This is a genomic window from Pseudomonas moraviensis subsp. stanleyae, assembly GCF_036283065.1.
Lineage (GTDB): Bacteria > Pseudomonadota > Gammaproteobacteria > Pseudomonadales > Pseudomonadaceae > Aquipseudomonas > Aquipseudomonas stanleyae.
The window spans coordinates 453,083-465,791 of the sequence record NZ_JAADJI010000001.1 but is presented as its reverse complement, the minus strand read 5'-3'; the positions used below and the strand labels follow the sequence as shown (position 1 = coordinate 465,791).

Below are 12,709 nucleotides of genomic sequence, written 5' to 3'. Positions count from 1 at the left end.
TAGTCTTGGACGACTGGAACCTAAATCAAGGAGTGTGCGCTATGAGTCTGTTGAGCTTTGTGAAAGAGGCCGGGGAGAAGCTGATTGATCTGCTGACCCCGGGCAATGCCAACGCCAGTGAGCAGTTGAAGGAACATATCAGCAAGGTCGGGCTGGGCAATCCCAACGTGCAGGCGACCGTGGATGGCGACAAGGTGACGGTCACCGGTGAAGTGGCGAGCCAGGAAGAAAAGGAAAAGATTTTGCTCGCAGTCGGCAACATTGCGGGCGTAGGCAGTGTGGATGATCATATCACCGTGACCGGGCCGGTGGTGGCTGCAGCAAAGTTTGTCGTGGTGAAAAAAGGCGACACCCTCAGCGCGATTTCCCTCGCTGTGTATGGCAATGCCAACCAGTACAACAAGATCTTTGAGGCGAACAAGCCGCTGCTGTCGCATCCGGACAAGATCTATCCGGGGCAGACTCTGCGTATTCCTGAATAACTTGCGAAACCGCTTTCGCGAGCAGGCTCGCTCCCACATTTGAAACGCATTCCAGTGTGGGAGCGAGCCTGCTCGCGAAGGACGCAACGCGGGATCACAACCCGGCAATGAGATCGCGATAATCCTCAACTGCCGCAAACTCAGCCGTGTCCTTCGGCCCCTTGCGGCTGTCCGGTTCTTTCACTGCGAGCAAATGCGCCACGCCAAAATCCCGCGCACTGCGCAGGATCGGCAAGGTGTCGTCGATGAACAGGCTGCGCGCCGGATCAAAACCGATGTCGGCCTGCAAGGCATCCCAGAACTGCGGGTTCTCCTTGGGATAACCATAGTCATGCGAGCTGATCAGCCGCTCGAAGTAGGGCGCCAGTTCGATCCGTTCCAGTTTCAACGACAGCGAATCGCGGTGGGCATTGGTGATCATGATCACCCGTTTGCCGGCGCGTTTGATTGCGTCGAGAAAGGTATCGGCGTCCGCGCGCAGGGCGATCAAGTGCGCGGTTTCCTGTTTCAATTCGCGCACCGACAATTTCAGTTCCGCGCTCCAGAAATCCAGGCAATACCATTGCAACTGGCCGGCGTGGCGTTCGAACAATGGCTGCAACTCCAGCTCGGCCATGGCCCGGCTGATGCCGTGCAGTTCGGCGTAGCGCTGGGGCAGATGCTCGAGCCAGAAGTGGTTGTCGAAGTGCAGATCCAAAAGTGTGCCGTCCATGTCGAGCAGGACGGTATCGATCTCGGACCACGGTAAAGAAGGCATGGCAACGTCTCGAACGGTGAAAGGATATCCGACGCAAACAATCGGGAAAGCCGCGTTATAGTAGCGCGTTCACGCCAAGGAGCTTTGCATGCGCCAGAAACCCACCGTACTCGCCCGCGAGATCGTCGCCACCAGTCGCCTGTTTCGCGTCGAAGAACTCAAGCTGCGATTTTCCAATGGCGTGGAGCGCACTTACGAGCGTCTGGTCGGCAAGGGTGCGGGCTACGGCGCGGTGATGATCGTCGCGATGCTTGATGCTGAACACGCGGTGCTGATCGAGGAATATTGCGGCGGCACCGACGAGTACGAACTGTCTCTGCCCAAAGGCCTGATCGAGCCGGGCGAAGATGTGCTGGCAGCGGCCGAGCGGGAACTCAAGGAAGAGGCCGGTTATGGCGCACGCCAGTTGGAACATCTGACCGAGCTGTCGCTGTCGCCCGGTTACATGAGCCAGAAGATCCAAGTGGTGCTGGCCACCGAGCTCTACGAAGAACGGCTGGAAGGCGATGAGCCCGAGCCGATGCGGGTCGACAAGGTCAATCTGCGCGAACTGTCGGCGCTGGCGCTCAATCCGCAATTCACCGAAGGCCGCGCATTGGCGGCGCTGTATTTGACTCGTGATCTGCTGAGCCAGCGCGGGGTGTTCAGCTATGAGTGAGACGTTGATGAATTTCCCCCATCCGTTGATGGCACCGGTGGTTGAGCTGGCGTTGCAGGCCGGCGAGGCGATTCTGCCGTTCTGGCGTGTCGGCGTTGAAGTCACCGCCAAGTCCGATGATTCACCGGTGACAGCCGCCGACCTGGCTGCGCATCACCTTATCGTTGCCGGGCTGAAGGCGCTTGATCCGAGCATTCCAGTGCTGTCCGAAGAGGACGCCGATATCCCGCAGAGCGTGCGCGCCGGTTGGCAGCGCTGGTGGCTGGTGGATCCGCTGGACGGCACCAAGGAGTTCATCAGTGGCAGCGAAGAGTTCACCGTTAACATCGCGCTGGTCGAACACGGCCGGGTGGTGTTTGGCGTGGTAACTATGCCGACCAACGGTCGCTTTTACGTCGGCGGTGGCGGACTCGGTGCGTGGCGTGGCGACAAGGGTGCAACGCCGGTGCCGATTCAGGTGCGCGATGTGCCTGCGCCAGGCGAGGCGTTTACCGTGGTCGCCAGCCGTCGCCATTCAAGTCCCGAGCAAGAGCGTTTGCTGGCCGGGTTGAGCGCGAGTCTTGGTGAGTTGCAACTGGCCAATATCGGCAGTTCCTTGAAGTTTTGCCTGCTGGCCGAAGGTGCTGCCGATTGCTATCCACGTCTTGCGCCCACTTCACAGTGGGACACGGCGGCAGCGCAGGGCGTACTGGAAGGGGCGGGGGGCGAGGTGCTGGATCTGAACGGCGAGGCGTTCAGTTATCCGCCGCGGGAATCGCTGTTGAATGAATTCTTTCTGGCGTTGCCGGCGAAGGCTGCCTGGCGCGCGCGGTTGTTGGAGTTGGCTCGAGGCTAACTGCCTGATCCGGAATCCCCCTCACCCCAGCCCTCTCCCCCAGGAGAGGGAGCCGACCGAGTTGTCTGGCGCTATGCATCGACCTGGAGAATCGAGTCGATTGTGGATTCGGCGAAGCAGTTTCACGTCGACGTAAATCTGCAGCATCCCCGTATCGGTGCCCTCTCCCTCGGGAGAGGGCTAGTGGGGCTTTTGATCTTCAGCTGTGCAAAACGTACTGCCCGGTAAATCTCACCGCCTCGTCCTCACTTCCCGCATTCAGGATCCGCGTATTCAGCGTCAACCGCGCCCGTCCATAACGCCGATACATCGCCACAAACCGCTTCCACACCGCCGCATCCGGCGCCGGACAAATCGCCACGGCGTCCCCGGTTACCGGCAGCGGATAACTGATCTGCCCTTCCTGGATGACGATGTGTCCGTCGGCAATCCCTTCTTCTTTCAAACGCAAATGCAACCAGCCCCAACCGGCCAGCACCGCGCCGCAGTAGAGGCTGCCGCCAAACATGGTGCTCTTGTGATTGACGTTGGGCGCAAGCGGCAGGTGCAGGCTCAATTGCTGCTCGTGCCACTCGAGCACCTCGAGGCCCATTTCAGCGGTCAGCGGAATGTCGTGATGCAGCACCGTTTGCAGGTATTCGCTCGCGCTGCTCATTCGTTCTCTTCTCCGTGGCTGCTGTCGCCGAAATTCAGGCCATGTTTGCGCAACTTGTCATGCAGAGTCTTGCGCGGAATACCCAACGCCTCTGCGAGGCTGCGCACCGAGCTGTGCGAGCGCGCCAGTTCGGCGGCGATCAACGATTTTTCGAAGTTTTCCACTTGCTCGCTGAGGCCGCCGCTGACCATTTCGACAGGCGTACCGCCGCTGCCATCGGCGCTGTTGTCCAGAGCCAGCTCCAGACCCAGCGCAAAGCGCTCGGCGGCATTTTGCAGTTCACGCACATTGCCCGGCCAGGTGTGGCGCAGCAGCAGGGCGCGTTGCGCCGGTTGCAGTTCATGGGGCGGCAAGCCGTGGCGGGCGCTGGCTTCGTCGGCGTAGTGCTGGAACAGCACCAAGGCGTCTTCACCACGTTCGCGCAGGGGCGGGATGCGCAGCGGCGCGACGTTGAGGCGGTAATACAAGTCGGCGCGGAAGCGACCCTGATCGGCCGCCTGGCGCAAATCTTCCTTGGTCGCGGCGATGACGCGGATGTCCAGCGGGATCAACTGATTGCCGCCCAGGCGTTCAACGACGCGCTCTTGCAGCATGCGCAGCAGTTTCACTTGCACGTCCATGCTCATGCTTTCGATTTCGTCGAGAAACAGCGTGCCGCCGTTGGCAAATTCGAATTTACCGATGCGGCGCTTCTGCGCGCCGGTGAAGGCGCCGGGCTCGTGGCCGAACAACTCGCTTTCCACCACCGATTCGGCGAGTGCGCCGGCGTTGATCGCCACGAACGGGCCGTTGCGCCGGCTCGACAAGTCGTGCAGCGCACGGGCGACCACCTCTTTGCCAGCGCCGGTCTCGCCGAGGATCAGCACGTCAGCCTTGGTCGCCGCCAGCGCACCGATCTGCTCCCGCAGGCGCAGCATCGGTGTCGAGTGGCCGACCAGTCGCGCGCTCAGTTCGTTGCGATCACTCAGGGCCAGACGCAGGCTGCGGTTGTCCAGCACCAGTCGCCGTAGCGAGAGGGCGCGACGGACACTGTCGAGCAGCGCATCGCTGGCAAATGGTTTTTCCAGAAAGTCATACGCGCCGGCGCGCATCGCCTGCACTGCCAGCGGTACGTCGCCATGACCGGTGATCAGCAGCACCGGCAGCTCGGGATCCTGTGCGTGCAATTCACTGAGCAGTTCGAGGCCGTCCATGCCCGGCATGCGGATGTCGCTGACCACTACACCCGGCCAGTCACGCTCAAGTTGCGCGGCCAGCCCCTTGGCTTCGGACAGTGGCAGGATTTTCAGGCCGGCCAGGTCCAGTGTCTGGCCGAGGGCCTGGCGCAGGTGCGGATCGTCGTCGATCAACACTACCTGGATGCGATTGTCGATGGTCATGCACTTCGGTCCTCGGACGGTTGCAGGCTGACTCCGGGCGCGCCGGCGCGCAGGCGCAGGGTAATCAGGGCGCCGCCCTGCTTGTGGTTGGCGAACGACAGCTCGCCGCCAAAGGCGCGCATCAGCGTTTCACAAATGGCCAGCCCCAGACCCAGACCCTGTGTGCGGGTCTTGGTGGTGTAGAAGGGCTCGCTGGCGCGGCCAAGGGCTTCCATGCAGAACCCGGGGCCGTTATCGCGAATGTACAGATTGACGCCGTCGGCAGTGGCTTCGGCACTCAGCCACAGTTTGCGCGGCGGGCCTTTTTCGGTGAGGGCATCAAGGGCGTTGGCCAGCAGATTGCCAAGGACCTGACGCAATCGGGTTTCGCCGGCCTCGACCCACAGCGTCGCGGCGGGCAAATCGCGGATCAGTTCAACTTCCATGCTGCGCCGACGTTTGGCCAGCAACGCCAACGCATCGTCCAGCGCCGGTTGCAGGGCAACGCTTTCCGGTGCGTGGCGATCGCGGCGGGCGAAGGCGCGCAGGTGGGCGATGATCGAGGCCATGCGCCCGGTCAGTTCGCTGATCAGCTTGAGGTTGCCGCGCGCATCCTCGGTGCGCTGATGATCGAGCAGCACTTCGGCGTTTTCCGCATAGCTGCGAATCGCCGCCAGCGGCTGGTTGAGTTCATGGCTGATGCTCGCCGACATGGTGCCCAGCGCCGACAGTTTGCCGGCCTGAACCAGATCGTCCTGGGCGCGCACCAGCTCCTGCTGCGCGTGCTCGCGCTCAAGCACTTCCTGTTTCAAACGGCGGTTGAGGCCTTCCAGATCGCTGGTGCGCTCGGCAACCCGGCCTTCCAGCTCGCGGCGGGCCTTGGCCTCGAAGGCGATGCGCTCCAGATAATGCCGGCGACGCTGCATCATCAAACCCACCAGCAGCATGACCACCAACAGCGTGGCGCCACCGATCGCGACCACCGTGCGCACCGGGCGGTCGATCAACGTGCGCGGGGCGAGGATGCTCACGCTCCAGCCGGTTTCGGCGATGTCGTGGGTCTGCGTGAGCCAGGCGTCGGGACTGAGATTCAGCGGTCGGGGTTCGCGGGTTGGGTAGGGCTGGATCGCGGTGATCGCGGCGCGCTCCGTTTCGCTCAGCTCACGGGTGGCGCGAAAACGCCATTCCGGGCGCGAAGTCAGGATGACCACGCCGTTATGGTCGGTCACCAGCAGTTGTTCCGGGGTTTTGCCCCACAGGCTTTCGGTGTGGTCGAGATCGACCTTGATTACCAGCACGCCGATGATTTTTTCGCCGTTGCGCACAGCCGCGGCGAAGAAGTAACCGCGTTTGGCCGAAGTGGTGCCGAGGCCGAAGAAGCGTCCGAGGCGTCCGGCCATGGCTTCGCTGAAATACGGACGGAAAGCGAAATTGCGGCCGACGAAACTGTCGCGTTTGTCCCAGTTCGACGCTGCCAGAGTCTGGCCGGACGTGTCCATCAGGTACATGACTTCGGCGCCGGTCTGCGCGGCGATGTTTTTCAGCAGGCGATTGGCGTTGCCTTGGGTGACGCCGTCGTCCGGCGCGCCAAGTACCGCACGCAGGGCCGGCAGGTCACCGAGGATCTGCGGCAACACCTCATAACGATGCAGAGTGCCGAGCAGGTTGGCGACGTAGAGGTCGAGGGTCTGGCGATTCTGCCCGGCAAGTTCGCTGCGGTAATAGCGTTCGGCGAGATGTTCCAGCGGCCACAGCAGCGGCGCCAGGCACAGGGCCAACAGCGCGAGGCTGCGCCAGCGAGGTCTGCGGGGAAGTGTTGGTTTCATAAGCCGAATGCGCCTGTAGAGACAGGCGCATTATGCCCGGCCTCAGTCGAAGACGTCAGCGTCCTTGAGCAGCGCGGCGGTCTGATCCTTGGCCGACAGTTTCGGTGCTTCGTCCAGTTGCCAGTCGATGCCCAGCGCCGGGTCGTCCCAGCGAATGCTGCGCTCGGAAGACGGGTCGTAGTAGTTGGTGGTCTTGTAGAGAAATTCGGCGAACTCGCTCATCACCACGAAACCGTGGGCGAAACCTTCCGGTACCCACAACTGACGATGGTTTTCCGCCGACAGGCGCACCGCCACCGATTTGCCGAAATGCGGCGAACTGCGACGGATGTCCACCGCCACATCGAGCACTTCACCAACGGTCACGCGAACCAGTTTGCCCTGGGTGTTCTGCAACTGGTAATGCAGGCCACGCAGCACGCCTTTTTGCGAGCGCGAATGGTTGTCCTGCACAAACTGCGTTTCCAGACCGGTGGCGTCCTTAAACGCCTTGGCATTGAAACTCTCGTAGAAAAAACCGCGCTCGTCGCCGAACACCTTGGGTTCGATGATCAGAACACCGGGCAGATCGGTGGTGATGACATTCATGAGGATTTCCATAGACAGGTGTGAATGGCCGACATTCTTGCGCAAAGCGCTGCGGGGCGCGAGTGTTCGGTTGGAATTGGGCCATTCAGTGGCGCTGGGGCTTGCGTAACCGCCAAGGCAATGGCGATATAAGTGCCTAATAAAATTTCAGGGGTCGTTTCATGCCGCTCGCCACGTTGATTCATCGCGCCAGTTTGCCCGGTCCGCAGGTTTCAGAGGCGCAGGCGCTGCAATGGCTGGCCGAATATTACGGGCTTGTCGGCACGTTGCAGGCGCTGGGCAGCCAGCAGGATCTGAATTATCGCGTCGACAGCGAGCGTGGGCGCTTCGTATTGAAAGTCTGTCGTGGCGACTACGCGCTTGTGGAGCTGCAAGCCCAGCACGCCGGCCTCAAGTATCTGGCCGAGCACTCGGCGATCAAAGTGCCTCGCGTGATCGCTGCCAATAACGGTGAAGACCTGTTGTCGCTGCAAGCCAATGGCGAAGCGGTACATGTTCGGTTGCTGGAGTACATCGACGGGCAGCCACTGACTGATTTCGATCATCTTGGTCAGGACGTGGTCGCCGGTTTTGGCCGGCTCTGTGGCGAGATGGATCTGGCGCTGGCAGGCTTCGATCACTCGGGCCTTGAGCGCACCTTGCAATGGGATGCGCGTCACGCCAACGCTTTGATCGGTCATCTGTTGCCGGTGATCAGAGACGAGCAGCAGCGTGCGGCGATCAGCGTGGCTGCCGAGCAGGCCGAGCGCCGTTTGCGGCCGTTGCTGGACACGCTGCCAATGCAGGCGATTCACATGGATATCACCGATGACAACGTCGTCTGGGCGCGCGACGCCCAGCGCCATTGGCAGTTGCAGGGCGTGATCGATTTCGGGGATCTCGTACGCACCTGGCGCATCACCGATCTGTCGGTAACCTGTGCGGCTTTGCTGCATCACGCCGATGGCGATCCGTTTGTCATCCTGCCGGCCATCAAGGCTTATCACGCGGTCAATCCGTTGCACTACGCAGAACTGCAAGCGCTGTGGCCGTTGATCGTCGCGCGAGCGGCGGTGCTGGTGCTCAGTGGCGAGCAGCAAGTGAGCATCGATCCGGGCAATACCTACAGCCGCGACAACCTCAGTCATGAGTGGGAAATCTTCCGCGTCGCTACCTCGGTGCCACTGGCGCTGATGGAGGCGGCAATTATCACCGCCGTGGGCCAGACCTTGGCGAAGGACGAACAGGCAGAATTTGCGCCGCTGTTGCCCGGACTGGTCGGGCGCGAATTTGCCCTGATCGACTTGGGCGTGTTGAGCCCGCACTTCGAGGCGGGCAACTGGGAGCAGCAGGGCATCGATCAACGCTTGCTGTCAGAAGCCGCAGCGGTGCATGGGCTGGCGGCGACGCGTTATGGCCAATACCGCTTGTCACGCACGCGGCCGGACAGCGCGACTGAACCGGATACGTTGCCGTTGCATGTCGAATTACGCGTGCCGACTGGAAGCGAAGTGCAAGCACCGTTCGCGGGCGTCCTGAGTCAAACGGCGGACGGTGCGCTGCAACTCTGTGGCCCGCTGTTCAATGTTCGTCTCTGGGGCGTGACGGCAATCCTTGAGCATGGCGCGACACTGGATAAAGGCCAGAAACTCGGTGGAGTCACTGGGCCGCTGATTGTGCAATTGTGCCGAGGAGCAGAACTCGACGCGCCGCTGTTCTGCACGCCGTGCCGTGCACCGGCCTGGCAGGCGTTATGCCCGTCGCCGGCGACGTTGCTCGGGCTGGCCTGCGACGCCGAACCGGAGCTGGACTCGCAAACCCTGCTCGAACGCCGCGATGCCAGTTTCGCCCGCACGCAAAAACACTACTACGTCGACCCGCCGCGCATTGAACGCGGCTGGCGCAATCACCTGATCGACATGCAGGGCCGTTCGTATCTGGACATGCTCAATAACGTCGCCGTGCTTGGCCACGGCCACCCTCGGATGGCGGCGGTCGCAGCACGGCAGTGGTCGCTGCTCAATACCAACTCGCGCTTCAACTATGCGGCGGTCGCTGAGTTTTCCGAGCGCTTGCTCAAGCTCGCACCGAAGGGCATGGATCGAGTGTTTCTGGTCAACAGCGGCAGCGAGGCCAATGACCTGGCGATTCGCCTGGCCTGGGCCTACAGCGGCGGGCGCGACATGATCAGCGTGCTCGAGGCCTATCACGGCTGGACGGTCGGCGCCGATGCGGTGTCGACGTCGATTGCCGACAACCCGAAGGCCTTGGAAAGTCGCCCGGACTGGGTGCATCCAGTGACCGCACCGAACACCTATCGCGGCGAATTCCGCGGCCCCGATTCGGCGCCGGATTACGTGCGCAGCGTCGAACATCATCTGCAAAAACTGGCCGAGCAGAAGCGCCAACTGGCCGGCTTCATCTGCGAGCCGGTGTATGGCAATGCCGGTGGTATTTCTTTGCCGCCGGGTTATCTGCAACAGGTGTATGCACGGGTGCGCGCGCAGGGCGGGCTGTGCATCGCTGACGAAGTGCAGGTCGGTTACGGGCGCATGGGCCATTTTTTCTGGGGTTTCGAGGATCAGGGCGTGGTGCCGGACATCATCACCATGGCCAAAGGCATGGGCAACGGTCAGCCACTTGGCGCGGTGATCACCCGCCGGGAGATCGCCGAGGCGCTGGAGGCCGAGGGCTATTTCTTTTCCTCAGCGGGCGGCAGCCCGGTGAGTTGTCAGATCGGCATGGCAGTGCTCGATGTCATGGAAGAAGAAAAGCTATGGGGAAACGCGCAGGTGGTCGGAGGCCACTTCAAGGCGCGGCTTGAAGCGTTGATCGATAAACATCCGCTGGTAGGCGCGGTGCACGGCTCCGGGTTTTATCTGGGGCTTGAGTTGATCCGCAATCGGCAGAAGCTGGAGCCGGCGACCGCCGAGACTGCGTTGCTGTGTGATCGTCTGCGTGATCTGGGGATCTTCATGCAGCCGACCGGTGATTACCTGAATATTCTCAAGATCAAGCCACCGATGGTGACGTCGCGCCAGAGTGTGGATTTCTTCGTCGACATGCTGGATCGGGTGCTTACCGAAGGCGTGTAAGCAAGGCACATCCCCTGTGGGAGCGAGCCTGCTCGCGAAAGCTGTGTATCAGTCACCACATGCCGTGACTGACACAGCGCATTCGCGAGCAGGCTCGCTCCCACATTTGTTTTCGGCCTTAAATTCGATTTGTATCGGTTTACTAAACGTTTAAATAGAATATTTCCGGATCTATAGCTTTTAAAGTCGATATTTATCGGCTATAAAGTCGCCATTGCCCCGGCATGGCGATCTCTTGTCCGGTGCGCGCGTTTTCTTTTCGGTCGAATTTCTTGACCGTCAAAGCACAAGCCCGGAGATGATTCATGAGCCGTATCGTTACCGTCGCCGCCACGCAGATGGCCTGTTCGTGGGACCTTGAAGCCAACCTCGAAACCGCTGAAAGGCTGGTGCGCGAAGCCGCCGCCAAAGGCGCGCAGATCATCCTCATCCAGGAACTGTTCGAGGCGCCGTACTTTTGCCAGAAGCCGAATCCGGATTACCTGCAACTGGCGACGACGGTTGAAGAGAACGTGGCCATCAAGCATTTCCAGAAAATCGCCAAAGAGTTGCAAGTAGTGCTGCCGGTTAGCGTCTACGAACTGGCCGGCCGGGCGCGTTTCAACAGCATCGCGATCATCGACGCCGACGGCAGCAACCTCGGGATTTACCGCAAGAGCCACATCCCCGACGGCCCGGGCTATCACGAAAAGTATTACTTCAACCCGGGCGACACTGGCTTCAAGGTGTGGAACACCCGTTACGCGAAAATCGGCGTCGGCATCTGCTGGGATCAGTGGTTCCCGGAAGCGTCGCGCAGCATGGCCCTGCAAGGTGCGGAGATTCTCTTTTATCCAACCGCGATCGGCAGCGAGCCGCACGACAAGAGCATTTCTTCGCGCGATCACTGGCAACGTGTGCAGCAGGGCCATGCCGGCGCCAACCTGATGCCACTGATCGCCAGTAACCGCATCGGCAACGAAGAACAGGACGGCTACGACATCACCTTCTATGGGTCTTCGTTCATCGCCAACCAGTTCGGCGAAAAAGTGCAGGAGCTGAATAAAACCGAAGAAGGTATTCTTGTGCACACGTTCAACCTCGACGAGCTGGAACATATTCGCAGCGCGTGGGGTTCATTTCGCGACCGCCGGCCGAATCTGTACGGCGCGTTGAAAACCCTCGACGGTTCCCTGGAGTCCTGATGACCACATTGAAAAGTACCCCACGCGCCGACGGCTTCTACATGCCGGCCGAGTGGGCGCCTCAAACCCAGACCTGGATGATCTGGCCCGAGCGCCCGGACAACTGGCGTCTGGGTGGCAAACCGGCGCAGGCCGCGCACGTCGCGGTAGCCAAAGCCATCGCCCGTTTCGAGCCAGTGACCGTTGCGGTCTCCGCCGGCCAATACGAAAACGCCCGCGCGCGCCTCGATGTGCCGAATATCCGCGTGGTGGAAATGTCCAGTGACGACGCCTGGGTTCGCGACAGCGGCCCGACCTTCGTCATCAACAACCAAGGCGAAGTGCGCGGTGTGAACTGGGATTTCAACGCCTGGGGTGGTTTCGATGGCGGCCTGTATGCACCGTGGAACCGTGATTCGCAGGTCGGCGGCAAGATCCTCGAGATCGAGCGCAGCCCGCGTTACCGCACCCAAGGTTTCGTGCTCGAAGGCGGCTCGATTCATGTCGACGGCGAAGGCACGCTGATCACCACCGAAGAATGCCTGCTCAACCGCAATCGCAACCCGCACCTGAGCCGCGAAGAAATCGAAGCGGTGCTCAGCGACAAACTGTCCGTGGACAAAGTCATCTGGCTGCCGGATGGCTTGTTCAACGACGAAACCGACGGCCATGTGGATAACTTCTGTTGCTACGTGCGTCCGGGCGAAGTGTTGCTGGCGTGGACCGATGATCCGCAGGATCCGAACTACCCGCGCTGTCAGGCCGCGATGCAAGTGCTGCAAAACAGCACCGACGCCAAGGGCCGCCCGTTCACGGTGCACAAAATGCCGATTCCGGGGCCGCTGTATGCGACCGAAGAAGAATGCGCCGGAGTTGATCCGGTGGACGGTTCGCAGGAGCGCAACCCTTCCGTGCGTCTGGCCGGTTCCTACGTAAACTTCCTGATCGTCAACGGCGGCATCATCGCGCCAAGTTTCGACGACCCGATGGATGCCCCAGCCAGGGAAATCCTGCAGAAGCTGTTCCCACAACACGAAGTGGTGATGGTGCCGGGGCGCGAACTGTTACTGGGTGGCGGCAATATTCACTGCCTTACCCAACAACAGCCAGCGCCGCACAAAGAGTGAGTTGAGTCGTAACAGCTTGAGTTGGTTAGCAAAACAACCAGGCAATGATTAGCTCGCTACGCATGAAAGCAAGCCCGCGGCCCGTCAGGACCGCGGGCTTGTTTGTATCCGCCGGTCGACATTCAAATCGCTTTGGCATAGCTCTTGTATTGCTCCTGATGCACTAGGGAGGGAGGGGAACTTCAA

The 12,709-nt window shown here is 61.1% G+C and carries 11 protein-coding genes; 6 read left to right on the top strand and 5 right to left on the bottom strand.

What is annotated here, in order from left to right; translation table 11 throughout:
• The first annotated feature begins 41 nt into the window (after positions 1–41).
• Positions 42–482: a peptidoglycan-binding protein LysM gene (gene lysM / locus GXB78_RS01950; protein WP_329513929.1), complete on the top strand. Its 441-nt coding sequence runs from the start codon at positions 42–44 to the stop codon at positions 480–482.
• 94 nt (positions 483–576) lie between these two features.
• Here lysM and yrfG read toward each other — a convergent pair whose 3' ends face one another.
• Positions 577–1,239 carry a GMP/IMP nucleotidase gene (gene yrfG, locus GXB78_RS01945; protein WP_329513928.1) on the bottom strand — a complete coding sequence of 221 codons (663 nt, stop codon included), beginning with the start codon at positions 1,237–1,239 and terminating at the stop codon, positions 577–579.
• An 88-nt stretch (positions 1,240–1,327) separates the two neighbouring features.
• Here yrfG and nudE point away from each other — a divergent pair, with 88 nt between their 5' ends.
• Both nudE and cysQ read left to right on the top strand, forming a co-directional pair.
• Entirely contained in the window at positions 1,328–1,897 is a 570-nt protein-coding gene (nudE, locus tag GXB78_RS01940; protein ID WP_329513927.1) for an ADP compounds hydrolase NudE, read from the top strand.
• A gap of 7 nt (positions 1,898–1,904) precedes the next feature.
• Entirely contained in the window at positions 1,905–2,732 is an 828-nt protein-coding gene (cysQ, locus tag GXB78_RS01935; RefSeq protein WP_329514026.1) for a 3'(2'),5'-bisphosphate nucleotidase CysQ, read from the top strand.
• Between the two features lie 199 nt (positions 2,733–2,931).
• On the opposite strand, the gene GXB78_RS01930 is transcribed toward cysQ, so the two are convergent.
• The 4 genes from GXB78_RS01930 to rfbC are packed head-to-tail and all read right to left on the bottom strand — an operon-like array spanning position 2,932 to position 7,159.
• On the bottom strand, positions 2,932–3,387 hold the full coding sequence (locus GXB78_RS01930) for a YiiD C-terminal domain-containing protein (RefSeq protein WP_329513926.1): 456 nt from the start codon (positions 3,385–3,387) through the stop codon (positions 2,932–2,934).
• Positions 3,384–4,766: a sigma-54-dependent transcriptional regulator gene (locus GXB78_RS01925; RefSeq protein ID WP_329513925.1), complete on the bottom strand. Its 1,383-nt coding sequence runs from the start codon at positions 4,764–4,766 to the stop codon at positions 3,384–3,386. Before GXB78_RS01925 ends, GXB78_RS01930 begins: the two co-directional genes overlap by 4 nt.
• Positions 4,763–6,571 carry a sensor histidine kinase gene (locus GXB78_RS01920; RefSeq protein ID WP_329513924.1) on the bottom strand — a complete coding sequence of 603 codons (1,809 nt, stop codon included), beginning with the start codon at positions 6,569–6,571 and terminating at the stop codon, positions 4,763–4,765. Before GXB78_RS01920 ends, GXB78_RS01925 begins: the two co-directional genes overlap by 4 nt.
• A 42-nt stretch (positions 6,572–6,613) precedes the next feature.
• Complete coding sequence (gene rfbC / locus GXB78_RS01915; RefSeq protein WP_329513923.1) at positions 6,614–7,159, bottom strand: dTDP-4-dehydrorhamnose 3,5-epimerase; 546 nt, start codon at positions 7,157–7,159, stop codon at positions 6,614–6,616.
• Positions 7,160–7,320: 161 nt separating this feature from the next.
• Between rfbC and GXB78_RS01910 the strand changes: the two genes are divergently transcribed.
• The 3 genes from GXB78_RS01910 (at position 7,321) to aguA (ending at position 12,523) form a co-directional block, all read left to right on the top strand.
• The gene (locus tag GXB78_RS01910; protein ID WP_329513922.1) at positions 7,321–10,233 is read left to right on the top strand and encodes an aminotransferase; all 2,913 of its coding nucleotides are present in this window, start codon (positions 7,321–7,323) and stop codon (positions 10,231–10,233) included.
• Between the two features lie 305 nt (positions 10,234–10,538).
• A complete protein-coding gene (gene aguB / locus GXB78_RS01905) occupies positions 10,539–11,417 on the top strand; it encodes an N-carbamoylputrescine amidase (protein WP_329513921.1) in 879 nt (292 codons plus the stop codon).
• Positions 11,417–12,523: an agmatine deiminase gene (gene aguA / locus GXB78_RS01900; protein ID WP_329513920.1), complete on the top strand. Its 1,107-nt coding sequence runs from the start codon at positions 11,417–11,419 to the stop codon at positions 12,521–12,523. Before aguB ends, aguA begins: the two co-directional genes overlap by 1 nt.
• Positions 12,524–12,709: the final 186 nt, after the last annotated feature.

Bases quoted from the DNA above. Each gene is read 5' to 3' on its own strand.
- GXB78_RS01925 (WP_329513925.1), bottom strand. From the start codon at position 4,766: ATGACCATCGACAATCGCATCCAGGTAGTGTTGATCGACGACGATCCG.
- GXB78_RS01910 (WP_329513922.1), top strand. From the start codon at position 7,321: ATGCCGCTCGCCACGTTGATTCATCGCGCCAGTTTGCCCGGTCCGCAG.
- yrfG (WP_329513928.1), bottom strand. From the start codon at position 1,239: ATGCCTTCTTTACCGTGGTCCGAGATCGATACCGTCCTGCTCGACATG.
- rfbC (WP_329513923.1), bottom strand. From the start codon at position 7,159: ATGAATGTCATCACCACCGATCTGCCCGGTGTTCTGATCATCGAACCC.
- aguB (WP_329513921.1), top strand. From the start codon at position 10,539: ATGAGCCGTATCGTTACCGTCGCCGCCACGCAGATGGCCTGTTCGTGG.
- aguA (WP_329513920.1), top strand. From the start codon at position 11,417: ATGACCACATTGAAAAGTACCCCACGCGCCGACGGCTTCTACATGCCG.
- cysQ (WP_329514026.1), top strand. From the start codon at position 1,905: ATGAATTTCCCCCATCCGTTGATGGCACCGGTGGTTGAGCTGGCGTTG.
- nudE (WP_329513927.1), top strand. From the start codon at position 1,328: ATGCGCCAGAAACCCACCGTACTCGCCCGCGAGATCGTCGCCACCAGT.
- lysM (WP_329513929.1), top strand. From the start codon at position 42: ATGAGTCTGTTGAGCTTTGTGAAAGAGGCCGGGGAGAAGCTGATTGAT.
- GXB78_RS01930 (WP_329513926.1), bottom strand. From the start codon at position 3,387: ATGAGCAGCGCGAGCGAATACCTGCAAACGGTGCTGCATCACGACATT.
- GXB78_RS01920 (WP_329513924.1), bottom strand. From the start codon at position 6,571: ATGAAACCAACACTTCCCCGCAGACCTCGCTGGCGCAGCCTCGCGCTG.